Source organism: Streptomyces sp. NBC_00400 (genome assembly GCF_036048035.1).
In the GTDB taxonomy this organism is placed as follows: domain Bacteria; phylum Actinomycetota; class Actinomycetes; order Streptomycetales; family Streptomycetaceae; genus Streptomyces.
Window position 1 is genome coordinate 1,017,125 of the sequence record NZ_CP107940.1, and the last position, 15,425, is coordinate 1,032,549.

The window sequence follows — 15,425 nt, forward strand, 5'->3', positions numbered from 1 at the left end:
CGTCACATTACAGTCTTCCCCCGGTTGTCCTGATTCTGTAATGTCAAGGTATGACCGTCACTCATGAAGTCGTGAATCAGGCCCCGCCGCTGACCGGGTTCAGCACGGCGGACGAACCGGCCCTGAGGGAGGCGCTGGTCCGGGACGGCGCCGAGTGGGGCACCCGGGAGGTGGCCGGGCTCGGCGCGCTGGCCGGTTCCCCGGAGGTGCAGGAGCAGGCGCGCTGGGCGGAGGAGCAGCCGCCCCGGCTGCACACCCACGACCGCTTCGGGCACCGCATCGACGAGGTCGCCTTCCACCCTGCCTGGCATCAGCTGATGACCGTCGCGGTGGAGCACGGTCTGCACGCCGCGCCCTGGACCGACGACCGCCCCGGGGCGCATCTGGTGCGCGCCGCGAAGTTCTACGTCTGGTCGCAGGCAGAGGCGGGGCACGGCTGCCCGGTCTCGATGACGTACGCCGCCGTCCCCGCGCTGCGCGCCGCGCCGGACCTCGCCGCGCAGTACGAGCCGCTGCTCACCGCCCGCAGCTACGACTTCGGGCTGCGGGCGCCGCTGACCAAGTCGGGCCTGATCGCCGGCATGTCGATGACGGAGAAGCAGGGCGGCTCCGACGTACGGGCCAACACCACCCGCGCCGTCCCGGCCGGCGACGGCACCTACCGCCTCACCGGCCACAAATGGTTCACCTCGGCGCCGATGAGCGATGTCTTTCTGGCACTGGCACAGACCACAGAAGGCCTCAGTTGCTTCCTGGTCCCGAGGGTGCTGCCGGACGGCACGCTCAACGGCATGCGGCTGATGCGGCTCAAGGACAAGCTGGGCAACCGCTCCAACGCGTCCTGTGAGATCGAGTACGACGAGGCGGTGGCCTGGCCGGTCGGTGAACCGGGCCGCGGGGTGCGGACCATCGTCGAGATGGTGAACATGACCCGGCTGGACTGTGTGCTGGGGTCGGCCGCCGGGATGCGGGCGGGGCTGCGCCAGGCGCTGCACCACACCGCGCACCGGCAGGCCTTCGGACGGGAGCTGGACCGGCAGCCGCTGATGCGCTCGGTGCTCGCCGACCTGGCGGTCGAGTCGGAGGCGGCGACGGTGCTGGGGATGCGGCTGGCGACGGCGGTGGACCGGTCGCAGGCCGGGGACGCCGGCGAGACGGCGCTGCGCCGGCTGGCGCTGGCGGCCGGGAAGTACTGGGTGTGCAAGCGGGGCAGCACCCATGCGGCGGAGGCGCTGGAGTGCCTGGGCGGCAACGGCTACGTCGAGGATTCCGGCATGCCGCGGCTCTACCGGGAGGCGCCGCTGCTGTCGATCTGGGAGGGCTCGGGGAATGTCGCCGCGCTCGATGTGCTGCGGGCGCTGGGCAAGGAGCCGGCCGCGCTGGACGCGTTCTTCGCGGAGGTGGAGACCGCGGCCGGTGCGGACCACCGGCTGGACGCGGCGGTGGCCGGGGTCCGCAAGATGCTCGGCGGGCTCGCCGATCCGGAGCGGGCGCAGTTGATGGCGCGGTCGCTGGCGGAGCGGATGGCGCTGGTGCTGCAGGGGTCGCTGCTGGTGCGGTACAGCCACCCGGCGGTGGCCGACGCCTTCTGCGCCTCGCGGCTCGACGGGGAGTGGGGCCATGCCTTCGGCACCCTGCCGGCCGGCGCCGGCCTGACCGCGATCCTGGAGCGCGCCCGGCCGGGCACACCGGATGCGGATACGGCCGGGAGCGGGGCCTGATGTCCGTACGGGTGGAGCGCGCCGGGCCGGTGACGACCGTGGTGCTGTCCCGGCCCGCGTCGCGCAATGCCGTGGACGGCGCGACGGCCGCCCGACTCGCTGCCGCCTTCCGTGAGTTCGACGAAGACGACGGCGCACGGGTCGCGGTGCTGTGGGGTGAGGGCGGGACGTTCTGCTCCGGCGCCGACCTCAAGGCGGTCGGCACCGAGGACGGCAACCGGGTGGCCCCGGACGGGGACGGGCCGATGGGGCCGACCCGGATGCGGCTGGGCAAACCGGTGATCGCGGCGGTGGCCGGCCATGCGGTGGCCGGCGGCCTGGAGCTGGCGCTGTGGTGCGACCTCCGGGTGGCGGAGGAGGACGCCGTCTTCGGGGTGTTCTGCCGACGCTGGGGCGTACCGCTGATCGACGGCGGCACGGTACGGCTCCCCCGGCTGATCGGCGCGAGCCGGGCGAGGGACCTGGTGCTGACGGGCCGCCCGGTCCCGGCCGCCGAGGCACTGGACATCGGCCTCGTCCATCGCGTGGTACCGGCCGGGACGGCCCGCGCCGAGGCGGAGCTGCTGGCGGCGGAGATCGCCCGCTTCCCGCAGGCGTGCCTGCGCAGCGACCGTGCCTCCCTGCTGGACCAGGAGGGCCGGGACGAACAGTCGGCAATGGCCGCGGAACTCCGCCACGGCCAGGCGGTGCTGGCCGAGTCGATGGAGGGCGCGGCCCGGTTCGCCGCGGGGGCGGGGCGGCACGGGGCGCCGGACGGGGGGCCGGAGACACCGGACGGGAGTCCGGGCGCGCCCGGCCCGGCCCAGGAGTCGTGAAGATATTGGGTTCCGGCCCCGCCGGTGAGCGGCGGGGCCGGACTCGTTTGTGTGGTGATGCGGGGATGGGCCGGGGAGACGGCCGGGCCGGATGTGCGGGAGCGTGCCGGGAGTTGATTCCGGCGGGGAGTGTGTCCGCGTTCCTGGCCGGGCACCGCGGCGAGCTGTCCCCGGCGGTGATGTCCGGCCCGCAGCCGAACAGCCCACAACAAGACCTTCATCAGCCTTCCGGACCGGGCTTCGGCCGGATGGCCGGGGTCCCCGGCACGGACCGCCAGGCCCCCGGTGGCGGCGTCCGCATCCTCACTGCCGGGTGGTGTTCCAGGCCTGTGTCGCTGTTCTTGCTGCGTCGGCAGCCTGGGAGATGCGCTTGCTGCTCCCTCGGACGTGGCGGCTGAATTCGATGTGCAGGAAGGGGACTCCGGCGGCAGCCGCGGCACGCCCCTGCATGTTGGTGCGGCCCTCCAGGGGACAGTCACGGGCCCAGGCGCGGCAGGCGTCGATGCCCCGGTCTTCCAGGGCGTCGGCCACTGCGCGGCCGGTGGCGCCGCCCCGGTCCCCGGCGCCGGTCGAGGTGACCGCGTCGAAGCCGGGTGCGGAATCGTCGGCGAACCCGTGCACCTGGATGCCCGGAAGGCGTCGTTTCAGCAATGCGTCGCAGACGGCGTGGAAGACCGTGTCCCTGCGGTGCGCGACGTCGGCTGCGATGCCCCGGCCGGCTGCGCGGTGGGCACCCGCCAGGACCAGGACCCCGCCGGGCGTTCCGCGCAGTATGGCGACGCCGAGATCCTCGCTGTGCGCGTCGGCGACCGGATGCGGAACCTGCACCGACCACCGCGAGGGGGCGCTCAGGTCGACATAGACGCGCCCCCAGCCGCGGGTGGCGGTGCCGGTGTGCGCGGTGTCGGCGAACTCGGCGTACCGGCGGCCGGTGACCCGGTCGGTCAGGGTGCGGATGCGGAAGCCGACCTCGGCGAGGCGCTGTCCGGCCTGTGCGCGATGGCCGTCGAGGAACAGACCGACTCCGTCCGCCACCGCCCGCTGCTGTTGCCCGTTGGGTGCGCGGTAGCCGCGGCGCGGTCCCATCCCGGAGGTGAAATCGGCGATGTGCTGCTTCAGGTCAAGGGTGCTCCGCGTGGTGGGGGCCGGATGGCCAGGCTTCTCGGGAGGTTGCCCGCTGCATGCCGTGATGATCACCATGCTGAGTACGATCATGGCTTTGACCAGCAACGTTCTCGGAAATTTCATCTTTGCGGGGAAAGTGTCGGCCATAGCTGCATGACAATACTTGAGTGCATATAACCCTTCGTGCGGGCTTCGCTGCTCGCACCACTGCGCTGGCATTGCTCGCGGTGTGCGCCGCAGGATGTGCCGGCCCTGGAGAGAGCAATCCGCCCAGGGCGGAAGGACGTTCGTTCACGGTGGCCGCGGCAGGAGACATCCTGATTCACCCGCAGCTGACGGAGCAGGCGAAAAGAGACGCCAAGAGAACGGGCCATGGGGTCAAGGGGATTGACTTCAACCCGATCATGGCAGGAATCAAACCGGTCATCAGCAAGGCGGACTTGGGCATCTGCCACTTCGAGCCCGTCGTGGGCAAGCCGGACGGTCCCTTCCGGTCCTACCCGGACTTTCTCGTCCCCCCACAGATCACCACCACGATCAAGAAAGTCGGCTACGACACCTGCTCAACCGCCTCGAACCACACCCTCGACCACGGTGCGGCAGGGGTGCGACGGACCTTGGACGCCATGGACAAGGCCGGTCTGCGGCACACCGGTTCGGCCCGCAGCGGGGCGGAGGCGGGCAAGCCGCTCATCATGGACGTCAAGGGCGTCCACGTCGCACAGATCTCCTTTGCCTACGGCTTCAACGGCCGCAAAGCGCCGAAGGGCAAGCCCTGGTTGGTCAACCGGACCAGCATCGAGCAGATCGCAGCAGCGGAGCGGGCCGCCCGCAAGGCCGGGGCCGACGTGGTGATCCTCAGCATCCACTGGGGCCAGGAGCACCGGCCCGACCCGAGCACCCCACAGCTGGCCCTGGGCAGGGAGATCGCCGAGAAGACCGGCATCAACCTGGTGATCGGCCATCACGCCCATGTCGTGCAGCCGATGGAGAAGGTGCACGGAACCTGGATCGCGTATGGACTCGGCAACCAGCTTGCCCGCCACGAGACGCCGACCGGCCTGTCAGAGGAAGGCGTGATCGGCTGGTTCAAGTTCACCGAGCGGGGCGGTGACTGGGACGTCCGGGCCCGCTATGTGCCGACGCTCGTCGACATTCCGCCGGAGGAGAAGGATCCCGTCACCGGCGGGAGCGGCGAGGTGGGCGGGCAACGCGACAACCGGTTGGTGGACGTGGCCGCTGCGCTGCGTGGCCACAAGAAGCTCACCGCGCAGCAAAGGGCCCGCTACCTGCTCGCCTTCGAGCGGACCCGCGGCACGATGCTGAACCGCGGCGCCGCCGAAGGCGCTCTCAAGCCGCTGAAAGACATCCCCGGCTGATTCGCCGTCACGCTCCATCACTGCCGTACCACCAGACGCTCTCAGCCGTCTGGATCTCAGGAAGGGCTGCCCCACGTGCCCCCGCACCACCCACACACCACCGGCTCACTCCAGGAGGGGAGTTCCCCGTCGGCCGCTCCGCCGACGAAGCTGCGGCATACGGCTCGGCGCAGAGCCGATATGTCACTGCTCGGCGGCGTACGCCCGCCCATTGCCGTCCTGTCGGCCCTGCTGCTCACCCTGGCCGCCGTCACGGCCCTCGGCCTCGGCAGGGTCGGTCACGACAGGATTCCCGAGGCGGTGCTCACCTCTCAGCAGCAATTCGCCGAGGACGGCGCCATCGCCATGCGCGCCTCGGTGGACGAGAGCGTCACCGACCTCCATCGCGCGGCGGGACTCTTCAGTTCGGGTACCCCGGTCCCGGCCGATGCCGTGCTGGACAAGGTCGGCAGCGTCTACCAGAAGTGGCGCGGCACGGCCGTCATCGAGATCGGGTCGGGCAAGCTCCTCGCCGCACGGGGCGAGAACCTGCCACTGGCGACGATCGACCGCGGAAAGCTGTCCGAGAAGGGCGGGCTCGGCCCGCGCATGGTCCGCCTGGCGAACGGTGAGACCCGCCTGCTCTCCTTTGCGCTGCTCTCCTGGGACGGCCGGCCGCAGCAGCTCCTCGTCGCATCCCGCAGCCTTCGTGTCCCCGGCATCAGCCTCGGCCAGTTCCGGACCATCGCCGTGCTGGACCCGACGGGCGCGATTCTCAGCCGCGGTGGCAGCCGCGAGTCCGAGCAGGACCTCGACGACCCGCAGCGGAAGGCGGCCAAGCGGGCGGACGGCCAGCTGAAGGCGTTCGCAAGGACGGCTGCCGAGAAGGCCCGTCAGCACCCTCTCAAGGCCAGGGAACCAGGTTCCGGGGGCTTTCCGGGGGTGAGCGGGAGCCTCACCGGCGGAGCGTCCAACGGCGAGCGCGCCGCAGCCGGTTATGCCACCCTCGCTCCCGCCCAGCCCGGCGAGAGCACCGGCGCCGGCAGTCTCGGCCTGACGGTCGTCACGATGGTCGACGTGGCCGAGGCCCCCTCCCGGGGCGCCGACCCGCTCTTCGGTATCGCCGCGGCCGGCGCGCTGCTCGTCATCGGCGCGGCTGTCGTGGCCCTGCTTCTCGGCCTCGTGCAGCGCCCGCTGCTCCGGCTCTTCCTGGAGAGCCGCCGACTCACCCGGGGCGAGCTGCAACGGCCGGTGAGCGTACCCGCATACGGAGAGGCGGCCCGGGTCGGCCACGCACTGGAACGTCTGCGGCGCCAGCTCCTCGGCGCACCGCAGGGGACGGGCGGCCCCGCCACCCCGCGCCGGCTGCGCCGTCTGCGCCGGATCGGTACCCGAGGGCTGACGGCCGCGTGTGCGGTACTCCTGCTCGCCTGGTCCGCCCCCCTGGCGCTGTCCCTGAACCACGCCGACTCGAAGGCCGTCATTCCACAGCAAATCGTCAACGACCAGCGCGAGCGCACCGACACACTGGCCGACCGGGTCCGGCGAGCCCTCGACGAAGGCCATACCGACCTCGTCTCGGTGGCGTCCCTGATCGGCGACCGCACCTCGCCGGACCAGATGGCCACGGTCCTGGAGCGCACCCTTCAGGAGCACCCGCGTTACGCGTCGCTGTACCTCCTCGGTGCCGACGGAAAGGTACTGGCCCGGGCCGGCGGCACTCCGCATCACCCGGCGGGCAAGGGCCCGGGGACCCGAGCGGTCACCGTGCTCAACGAGGGGGGCAAGGAGCCGGTCGTGGCCGGCTATGCCGGAGTGCCGGGCCGCAAGGGTGCCGCCGTGGCCGGTGAGTTCCGGGTCGACTTCTTCAATTCACTGCTCAAGCGGCCCGGCCTCGGTGAGGTCCGGGTGGTCGACGACAAGCGCCGGACACTCGGTGGCAACACCGGCTACCGCGCCTTCGAGAAGCTGCCCTCCGAGCGGCTCGACACCCTCGTGCAGGGGACGGGCGCCAGAGCCGGCGCGAGCCTGCGGCCCGGCGCGCTCCTCGACCGCGACGGCAGCGGCGTCCAGATCGCGGCGGCGGCCCCGTTCAACGGCGGCGGCGTGGCGAAGTCGCTGAACTGGACCGTGGTCAGCTGGAAGCCCGCTGAAGGGCTTGCCATCCCCGAGTACACCGTGCAGAACCACACCGTGCTGGCCGGGCTGCTCGGCCTCACTGCTGCCGCCGCCTGTCTCGGCTGGCTGCACATCGTGGTGACGCGCCCGCTGCGCACGCTGGCCGCGCAGGCCGAGGCGCTCGCCGACGGGGAGCGTCGCACGGTGCTCTACCCACGCCATCACGACGAGGTCGGCGCCGTCGTCCGCAGCCTGGAGCTGATCCGGCAGCAGCTCCAGGAGCAGCGCAAGCGGGACAGTGCCCCTCTGGCCGGAAGGAACTGACGGACCGTGCTCTTCCTCTACACCGTTCTCGTCGTGTGCTGCGCGATCCTGCTGATCGCCGGAATCATCGAGCAGCGACGGCACTTCAGCAATCTGGAGCACATACCCACCCGGGTGCTCGTCAACGGCATCCGCGGCAAGAGCTCCATCACCCGGCTGTGCGCGGGTGCGCTGCGGGGTGGCGGCCTGACAACCGTGGCCAAGACGACCGGTACCGCGGCCCGGTTCATCCATCCGGATGCCACCGAGGAACCGGTCTACCGCAAGTTCGGCATCGCCAACGTGGTCGAGCAGATCGGCATCGTCCGGCGGGCCGCCGCGTACCACCCGGACGCCCTGGTGATCGAGTGCATGGCCGTCATGCCGGCACTGCAGGAGATCAACCAGTCCAAGCTGATCCGGTCCACCATCGGTGTCCTGTGCAATGTCCGCGAGGACCATCTGGCCGAGATGGGGCCCACCCTCGACGATGTCGCCCGTTCGTTGTCCCGGTCCATGCCGGAGGGCGGTATCTGTGTGACCGCCGAGCAGGACCGGTTCCACATTCTCCAACAGGAGGCGGGCGCCCGCGACTGCCGGCTGATCTACGCCGACCCCGGGACGGTGACCGACGAGGAGTTGCGCGGCTTCAGCTGGTTCACCTTCAAGGAGAACGTGGCCATCGCGCTGGCCGTCGCGGAACTGCTCGGTGTGGACCGGGAGATCGCGCTGCAGGGCATGTACGACGCTCCCCCGGACCCGGGGGTCCTCTCCGTCGAGCGGTACCGCACGCCCGACGGCAAGCGGCTGCGGTTCGCGAATGTCTTCGCCGCGAACGACCCCGAGTCGACGCTGATGAACATCCGTCAGCTGCTCGATCTGGGCGCGGTCCACCGCCCCCTGAACGTCGTGATCAACTGCCGCCCCGACCGTGTCGAGCGCAACGGCCAGATGGGCGAGATCATCCCCGAGCTCGAACCCGACAAGGTCTTCGTGATCGGGCATCCGGCCAAGAGCGCGATCGATGCGATCCCCGCCGCGTGGCGCTCCCGTGCGGTGGACCTCGGCGGCGACCGCCGCAGCCCCGAGGAGTTCATGGCTGAGATAGTGCACCACCTCGGTCCAAATTCGTCGCTGGTCGCCGTCGGCAACATCCACGGCCAGGGCGAGCACCTGCTGGAGCAGCTGGCCGAACTTCCCGCGGACGAAGGGCCCGACGGCGTTCCGCAGCACACCCAGGACGGCCCGGCGGACTCCGCGGAACGCCCCGCGCCCCCTGGCGACCGGTCCACGGGCCACCCACCGGTCCACGAGTCCGGCCCTCACCAACCGTTCGTACCGCAGCAGCGCCCGTACACCGATTCGTGGCAGAGCTCAGGAGACCACCCTTGATCCCCGCCGTCCTCACGCCCGAGATCGCCGCTATCGGCATCGCCCTCGGGCTCATGTTCTCGCTCGTCTGCTATCTGACGACCAACCTCTCACCAGGCGGCATGATCACCCCCGGCTGGCTTGCGCTGACCCTGGTGGAGGATCTCCAGCGTGCCGCGATGGTCGTGGGCGTGACGGTCCTTACCTACCTCGCCACGCTGTGGGTGCAGCGGGTCGCGATCCTCTACGGCAAGCGGCTGTTCGCGGCCGTCGTGCTGATCGGTGTCGTGATCAACGGCACGCTGATGATCGTGCTGCAACTGGAGTTCCCGCTGATGTACACGAATCAGACCCTCGGGTTCATCGTCCCCGGTCTGATCGCCTACCAGCTGGTCCGCCAGCCGAAGGGACCGACCGTGCTGGCCACCGGCTCGGTGACGCTCATGGCCTATGTCGTGCTGGCCGCCGGAATTCTGCTCGGCGTCATGCCGTCCGCCTGACCGAACGATTCGGAGCCGATCCCATGAGCGCCAAGATCCAGCGCGGCCGTCGCCGCGTTCTGCACGCCGTGATCGTGACCGCCCTGCTCGCCGGCAGTGCGTACCTGACCGTGGCACTTCGCAAGGAGGAGCAGAGCACGACACCTGCCATACCGGCGGTCACCGATGAAGCCGGCCTCAAGTCGTCGCTTACCAGAGGGCTCTCCGGAGACCTGACCTGGGAGCGGCTCCGGAGTCCGGCCCGCTCCGTGCTGCGCGGCAAGAAGGGCGAGGTGTTCGCCACCTTCACCGACGGGGCCCGCACCGCCACTCTCACCGGCCGGAGCCGCACCTTCACCGAGCCCGCCGCCACCACGTCCCGGATCGTCACCGACAACTGGGTCCGGATGATGCCGGAACCCTGGCGGAAGGGCGCCGAGAAGGAGAAGTGGTTCAAGGACTGGTTCAAGGACAACTTCGGCAGCGAGAAGGACGATCTCTTCGCGATGGCCTTCCAATACGTCGCCCAGGCCCCGGCGAAGCACAACGCCGCAGGGGTCAGATACGCGGGCGACGCGAACTACGGGCCGATCGATGCGCACGGCGGGTCCGGCGCCGGCCGGCGGCTGGAGGAGTCCGACTTCTACGACTACCTGGGCATCCCGTACACCTTCGGGGACGGCACCTCGATGCAGCCCGAGAGGGCGCGGGCGCGGTCCATGGACTGCTCCGGCTTCATCCGGGCGGTGCTGGGCTATCGCGCCGGCTATCCCCTGAGGGCCGACGACAGAAGGGGCGACGGCCTGCCTCGTACGGCCAACGGGATGGCCCGCTCCGGACTCGGCGCAGAGGTCGTGCCGCTGACCGGTTCCGCGCCGGCCTTTGCCAGACCGGCCTCGATCGATGTGCTCCAGCCCGGCGACCTGGTGTTCTTCAAGCTGGAGGCCCGGACCGAGGAGCGTCTCGACCACGTCGGGATGTACCTGGGCAACGACTCCGACGGGCACCAGGTCTTCATTTCGAGCCGGCAGGAGGTCAACGGCCCGACCATCGGAGACAAGGGCGGTACGTCGCGGCTGGACGGAAACGGCTACTACGCCAGGGCGTTGCGCAGCGCCACGCGCCTGTAGTGCAAGCAGACGAGACCGGCGTCCGTGAGCGGGGCTGATCGCTTACGGTTCTCCCCATACCGTCGCCTCTCCCGCCCGCCCGAGGAGCGCACCCCATGACCGACCTGAACTACCCCGAGGAGGGCGGCACTCGGCACACCCCTCTGCCGCCCGGATACCACCACCTCCACGAGGAGCTGCCGATCGGTCGCGGCCGGGCGGTGCTGGCCGCGGCGGGCGAGGCGATCACCACCTTCCGGATGCATCGCGCGGCCGGGACCCGCATCCGGTCCGATGCCCCGCGGGCCGCGCCGGGGGTGGGCGTCGAGGTGTCGCTGGGTATCGGTCCGTTCCGGCTGCGGGCGCCGTGCAGCGTGGTGTGGACGGTCACCGAGGAGGACCGGATCGGCTTCGGGTACGGGGCGAGGAAGGGGCATCCCGAGTGCGGCGAGGAGGCGTTCGTCGCCGAGCTGCGCCCCGACGGCTCGGTGTGGTTCACGGTGACCGCCTTCAGCCGGCCCGTCCGGGCGGTCACCCGGCTCGCCGGCCCGCTGGTGCCCGTCTTCCAGCGTCAGTACGTCCGCCATCTGGGCCGGACGCTCCGGCGCCTGGCGAACCCGTGAGGGTGCGCTGGGACCGCCCTGCCGGGTGAGGTCCGGGCATCCCCTTCACAGAGGCCGGGTGCACGCGCTCACCGTCCGGCCCGGCGATCCGCTCACCGCCTGATGGCCCCTGGAATACGCTTTGTTACCGGCGCGTAGCGATAGGGCCCGTGATCGCCATACGTCCACCTCGGCTTCATCATTTCGTCACCATCACCTCTGCCGGTCGTGAAAGAAAACCAGGCATGTGTGAAGACGAAATGATCCCGCCGCAGGCGGACATGACCGAGCGGGAGTGGCTGCGGACCGGCTCGGCGACCGCGGCCGGTGGGACGCCGGTGCGTACGACGGGGCGCGTTCCGCAGTGGGTGAACCGGCGGACCCTGCTGGGTGGTGCGATGGCCGGTGCGGCGCTTGCGGTGCTGCCGTCTCCGGCCCAGTCGCCCGCGTCCGCCGCGCCCCGCCGCCAGGCCCCCGGGGCCTTCCCGTTCCCCGAACGCCCCAATGGCAAGGGTGAGTTCGCGATCCTGGTCACCGGTGACGCGGGGACGGGGGACGAGGCGCAGTATGCGGTGGCGTCCGCCGCGCGGGATATCTGCAAGACCGAGGGCATCGGCCTCGCGGTGGGACTCGGCGACAATATTTACGAGAACGGCCCGGAGTCCGATGATGACTCCGAGTTCCAGGACAAGTTCGAGAAGCCGAACAGCGGCATCGATGTGCCCTGGCTGATGGTGCTGGGCAACCACGACTGCTCGGGACTGATCCCCGGCAGCGGCGGCGACCCCTCGCGCGGTGACCGCGAGGTCGCCTATGCCGCCACCTCACGGCGCTGGTACATGCCCGGCCGCTACTACAGCGTGCCGCTGCCGGCCGCCGATCCGCTGGTGGAGTTCTTCGCGATCGACACCATCCCCTGGTCGTCGTATGTCGCCCAGCTCGACCCGCACTACCGGTGGGACGGGCCGTACATGCGCGAGCAGCGAAGCTGGCTGGAGGGTGCGCTGCGCGCCTCGCGGGCCCGTTGGAAGGTGGTGATCGGACATCACCCGTACCTCAACAACGGCAAGCACGGCAGCGCCGGTTCCTATGACGGTTTCGAGATCGGGAACTACACCAGCGGTGTCCATCTGAAGGACATGTACGAGAAGGTGGTGTGCGGACGGGCCGACCTGATTCTGTCCGGCCACGACCACACGCTGCAGATCCTGGAGCCCACGGCCCGTACGGGCGGCACCCGGCAGGTGGTGTGCGGTGCGTCGGCCAAGACGGAGGACGGAACGGCGCACTTCCCCAACCCGGCGGCCTGGCAGAACTTCTCCGACCACGGGTTCATGGTGCTGAAGGTGTCCGGCGCGGGGCTGACCATCGATGCGTACACGGTCGATGTGGCCACGCGGAAGGCCACTCTGCGGCACCGCGCCCGGCAGACCCGCCCGGTCGCGTCGGTGCCGGCACACACCTGAGAGCGCGAGCCGTCCCGGGGTGACGCGCGCCCGGGACGGCTCACCGTGCGGGACGGGACCGGACGGGGCCGTACGGGGCCGGATGCCGCGGGCGCCGCCCGGGGCGCAAGGGAGCGGGGCCTGCTCCTCCCGTCCCTTGACGACCTGCCGCCCGCCGGGGTCGGGCGTGGTGGTGAGGTAGACGGCCCGGCGCCCCGTGTCGGCCCGTCAGGCCGGGCCTTGAACGTACGCGACAAGAGCCGTGCTCGGTGGCGGAGTTACCGGGGCGTAACGCCCGGCTCCGGGTCTCCATCGGCGCGCACCCGCCGTGGCCGGCGGCGGACGGCCGCCGAACGGTGGCGGCACAGTGGCCCCACCGGCGCGTTCACCCCTCTTCCGTACCCCTGGACGGCATCCGGAGCAGCGGACATGCGGGCCTTCCGGCCCGCGCCTAGGGTGAGCGCATGGCCGCGTTCCGGTGGATATCGGCCCCGGTCAACGGCCCGCGACCGTGGGCACGAGGCAGGCTCGGCCCGGCGTCGCCGGCCGCTGCCGCGATCCGCCGATGCCGCGGACGCGTGCGTGCGGAGGTTCTGCAACGCGTGCATGCGGAGGTTCTGCAACGTGTGCGTGCGCAGGTTCTGGGACGCGTGCGTGCGCAGGTTCTGCAACGTGTGCGTGTGGAGGTTCCGCACCGCCCGGCGCCCAGGCGTGGCACGCCATGACCGACGTCCCCCCGCACCCGTTCGACGAGGGCTACGACCCCCGGACCAACCGGGACTGGCGCCTCGTCGAGGAGGACGCGCCCGGGGTGTCGCACCATGAGCCGATCGGACTGCGCGAACGGCTCTCGCTCAACCGGATGGGCACCTTCGACTGGGACCTGGACCGCGGCTTCATGGATCTGGACCCCGGTGCCATGGACGTCTTCGATCTGCGCCCGGACGAATACGACGGCACGTCGGCGTCCCTGGTCACGCGGGTGCCGCCGGCGGAGGGCCGCCGGCTGGACGAAGCGCTTTCCCAGGCCCTGCTGGACGGTCACTCGTCCTACGGCGCCTACTTCCGGGTCCAGTGCCGCGACGGCACCCAGCGCTGGACACACTCCCAGGGCCGGATTCTGCACACCGCGGACGGGGTGCCGTACCGGGTCATCGGCATCGTCCGGGAGGCGACCAGCGAACTGGCGGACTCCGCGCTGCTGCGCTCGCTCCAGCAGGAGCGGCAGCGGCAGACGGTGATGGTGCAGCAGACCACCGCCGCGCTGGCCCGTGCGCTGTCGGTCAAGGACGTGACCCGGGTGCTCACCGGCACCGGCGGCGCCCGGCGGTTCGGCGCGGACGGGCTGGTCCTCGGCCTGGTCGCGAACGACCGGTTCGAGGTCATCGCCACCGCCGGGCTGGAGGGCGAGGTGCCCGACGACATGATGACCTCGCGGCTCGACGACCCCCTGCCGCTGGCGGACGCGGCGCGCTCGCGGCGCCCCATCTTCCTCGGCACCCGCGGCGAGCTGATCGCCCGCTTCCCGCGGCTGCGCCCGTTCACCGGGGCGCTGCCGGCGGGCAGCGCGGCGTTTTTGCCGCTGATCGCGCAGAACACCGTCATCGGGGCGCTGGGGCTGTTCAACGCCGAGCCGGCGGTGCAGTCGCCGGAGGCCAGGAACCTGGCACTGGCGCTGGCCGGCGTCGTCGCGCAGTCGGTCCAGCGGGCGACCCTCTTCGACCAGGAGCGGGAGTTCGCGACGGGGCTGCAGGCGACGATGCTGCCGCGCCGGCTCCCGCCCATCGAGGGCGGCGCGGTCACCGTCCGCTACCACCCGGCGAGCGTCGGGCGGGACATCGGCGGTGACTGGTACGACGTGATCGCACTGCCCCAGGGGCGGACCGGGCTGGTGGTGGGCGACGTACAGGGCCATGACACCCATGCGGCCGCCGTGATGGGCCAGCTGCGCATCGCCCTGCGGGCCTACGCCAGCGAGGGGCACTCACCGGAGACCGTGCTGGTACGGGCGTCCCGGTTCCTGGCGGAGCTGGACACCGAGCGGTTCGCGACCTGCACGTACATCCAGGCAGATATGGAATCGGGCGCGCTGCACCTCGCCCGGGCCGGCCACCTCGGCCCGTTGATCAGCAACAGCTCCCGGCACATCGACTGGCCCGAGGTCCGCGGTGGGCTGCCGCTCGGCCTGGCCACGGTCTTCGGGCACGACCACTTCCCGGAGACCCAGCTGTTCCTGGAGCCCGGGTCGACGCTGCTGCTGTGCACCGACGGCCTGGTCGAACAGCCCGGCCAGGACATCTCCCGCGGTATCGACGCGCTGTCCGCGGCGGTCCGCACCGGGCCCACGGATCTGGAGGCGCTTGCCGACCGGCTCTCGGACCATCTGTGGGCCGACCCCGGCTCGGAGGACGACATGGCCCTCCTGCTCCTGCACCGGCTGCCCGGTTCCGGCGCCGTGACCACCCCACGGCTGCGGCTGCACGTCCATCAGGCCGACCCGTCGGGCACCGCGGAGGTCCGCTCCGCGCTGCGCCGCACGCTGGACCAGTGGCGGGCGGGCGCCGTCATGCACAACATCGAGGTCGCCGCCTCCGAGCTGATCGCCAACGCGCTGACCCACACCGAGAGCGGCGCCCTGGTCTCCATGGAGCTGCTGCCGGGCGCCCCGCGCCGGATCCGGCTGGAGGTCGAGGACCGTTCCAGCCGGTGGCCGCGGCGGCGCAGCCCCGGCGAGACCGCCACCTCCGGGCGCGGGCTGATGCTGGTCGAGGCGCTGGCGGACGCATGGGGCGCCGAACCGCGCGGCGCGGGCAAGGCGCTGTGGTGTGAGTTCGCGGTACCGGACGGCCAGGAGGCGGCGCGGCCGGGGTGACGGCGGCCCGTCAACTGACCTGCGGAAGAAGGCGGATGCGCCCGTGCGCCCCGTGAACGGCAAGGGCCGAGCCGACCAACCTGGCCGTTGGCCGGCTCGACCTGACC

At 71.3% G+C, this 15,425-nt stretch carries 11 protein-coding genes; 10 read left to right on the forward strand and 1 reads right to left on the reverse strand.

Translation table 11 applies throughout. From position 1 onward, the window contains the following. Nucleotides 1–50: 50 nt before the first annotated feature. Both OHS81_RS04550 and OHS81_RS04555 read left to right on the forward strand, forming a co-directional pair. Nucleotides 51–1,721, forward strand: coding sequence for an acyl-CoA dehydrogenase family protein (locus OHS81_RS04550; protein WP_328382661.1), 1,671 nt, complete (start codon nt 51–53; stop codon nt 1,719–1,721). Then, nucleotides 1,721–2,536, forward strand: a complete 816-nt coding sequence (locus OHS81_RS04555; protein WP_328382663.1) for a crotonase/enoyl-CoA hydratase family protein — start codon at nt 1,721–1,723, stop codon at nt 2,534–2,536. The genes OHS81_RS04550 and OHS81_RS04555 overlap by 1 nt, the downstream gene beginning before the upstream one ends. Nucleotides 2,537–2,839: 303 nt before the next feature. Here OHS81_RS04555 and OHS81_RS04560 read toward each other — a convergent pair whose 3' ends face one another. Next, nucleotides 2,840–3,736: a hypothetical protein gene (locus OHS81_RS04560; protein WP_328382665.1), complete on the reverse strand. Its 897-nt coding sequence runs from the start codon at nt 3,734–3,736 to the stop codon at nt 2,840–2,842. Between the two features lie 137 nt (nt 3,737–3,873). Here OHS81_RS04560 and OHS81_RS04565 point away from each other — a divergent pair, with 137 nt between their 5' ends. From OHS81_RS04565 to OHS81_RS04600, 8 genes are all read left to right on the forward strand, one after another. Then, entirely contained in the window at nt 3,874–5,040 is a 1,167-nt protein-coding gene (locus OHS81_RS04565) for a CapA family protein (protein WP_443058830.1), read from the forward strand. A 180-nt stretch (nt 5,041–5,220) separates the two neighbouring features. Next, nucleotides 5,221–7,461, forward strand: a complete 2,241-nt coding sequence (locus tag OHS81_RS04570) for a HAMP domain-containing protein (RefSeq protein WP_328382669.1) — start codon at nt 5,221–5,223, stop codon at nt 7,459–7,461. A 6-nt stretch (nt 7,462–7,467) separates the two neighbouring features. Next, complete coding sequence (gene pgsB / locus OHS81_RS04575) at nt 7,468–8,832, forward strand: poly-gamma-glutamate synthase PgsB (RefSeq protein ID WP_328382671.1); 1,365 nt, start codon at nt 7,468–7,470, stop codon at nt 8,830–8,832. After that, nucleotides 8,829–9,311 carry a poly-gamma-glutamate biosynthesis protein PgsC/CapC gene (locus tag OHS81_RS04580; RefSeq protein WP_328382672.1) on the forward strand — a complete coding sequence of 161 codons (483 nt, stop codon included), beginning with the start codon at nt 8,829–8,831 and terminating at the stop codon, nt 9,309–9,311. The genes pgsB and OHS81_RS04580 overlap by 4 nt, the downstream gene beginning before the upstream one ends. Before the next feature lie 23 nt (nt 9,312–9,334). Continuing rightward, on the forward strand, nt 9,335–10,420 hold the full coding sequence (locus OHS81_RS04585) for a C40 family peptidase (RefSeq protein WP_328382674.1): 1,086 nt from the start codon (nt 9,335–9,337) through the stop codon (nt 10,418–10,420). 95 nt (nt 10,421–10,515) lie between these two features. Next, nucleotides 10,516–11,022 (forward strand): DUF1990 family protein, encoded by a 507-nt coding sequence (locus OHS81_RS04590; RefSeq protein ID WP_328382676.1) that lies wholly within the window; start codon nt 10,516–10,518, stop codon nt 11,020–11,022. A gap of 224 nt (nt 11,023–11,246) precedes the next feature. Continuing rightward, nucleotides 11,247–12,467 (forward strand): metallophosphoesterase, encoded by a 1,221-nt coding sequence (locus OHS81_RS04595; protein WP_328382678.1) that lies wholly within the window; start codon nt 11,247–11,249, stop codon nt 12,465–12,467. Nucleotides 12,468–13,167: 700 nt separating this feature from the next. After that, a complete protein-coding gene (locus OHS81_RS04600) occupies nt 13,168–15,318 on the forward strand; it encodes a SpoIIE family protein phosphatase (RefSeq protein ID WP_328382680.1) in 2,151 nt (716 codons plus the stop codon). The last annotated feature ends 107 nt before the right edge of the window (nt 15,319–15,425 follow it).

Coding starts and splice junctions, on each gene's coding strand:
- OHS81_RS04560 (WP_328382665.1), bottom strand. CDS start 3,736: ATGGTGATCATCACGGCATGCAGCGGGCAACCTCCCGAGAAGCCTGGC.
- OHS81_RS04590 (WP_328382676.1), top strand. CDS start 10,516: ATGACCGACCTGAACTACCCCGAGGAGGGCGGCACTCGGCACACCCCT.
- OHS81_RS04585 (WP_328382674.1), top strand. CDS start 9,335: ATGAGCGCCAAGATCCAGCGCGGCCGTCGCCGCGTTCTGCACGCCGTG.
- OHS81_RS04570 (WP_328382669.1), top strand. CDS start 5,221: ATGTCACTGCTCGGCGGCGTACGCCCGCCCATTGCCGTCCTGTCGGCC.
- OHS81_RS04550 (WP_328382661.1), top strand. CDS start 51: ATGACCGTCACTCATGAAGTCGTGAATCAGGCCCCGCCGCTGACCGGG.
- OHS81_RS04555 (WP_328382663.1), top strand. CDS start 1,721: ATGTCCGTACGGGTGGAGCGCGCCGGGCCGGTGACGACCGTGGTGCTG.
- OHS81_RS04600 (WP_328382680.1), top strand. CDS start 13,168: ATGACCGACGTCCCCCCGCACCCGTTCGACGAGGGCTACGACCCCCGG.
- OHS81_RS04595 (WP_328382678.1), top strand. CDS start 11,247: ATGTGTGAAGACGAAATGATCCCGCCGCAGGCGGACATGACCGAGCGG.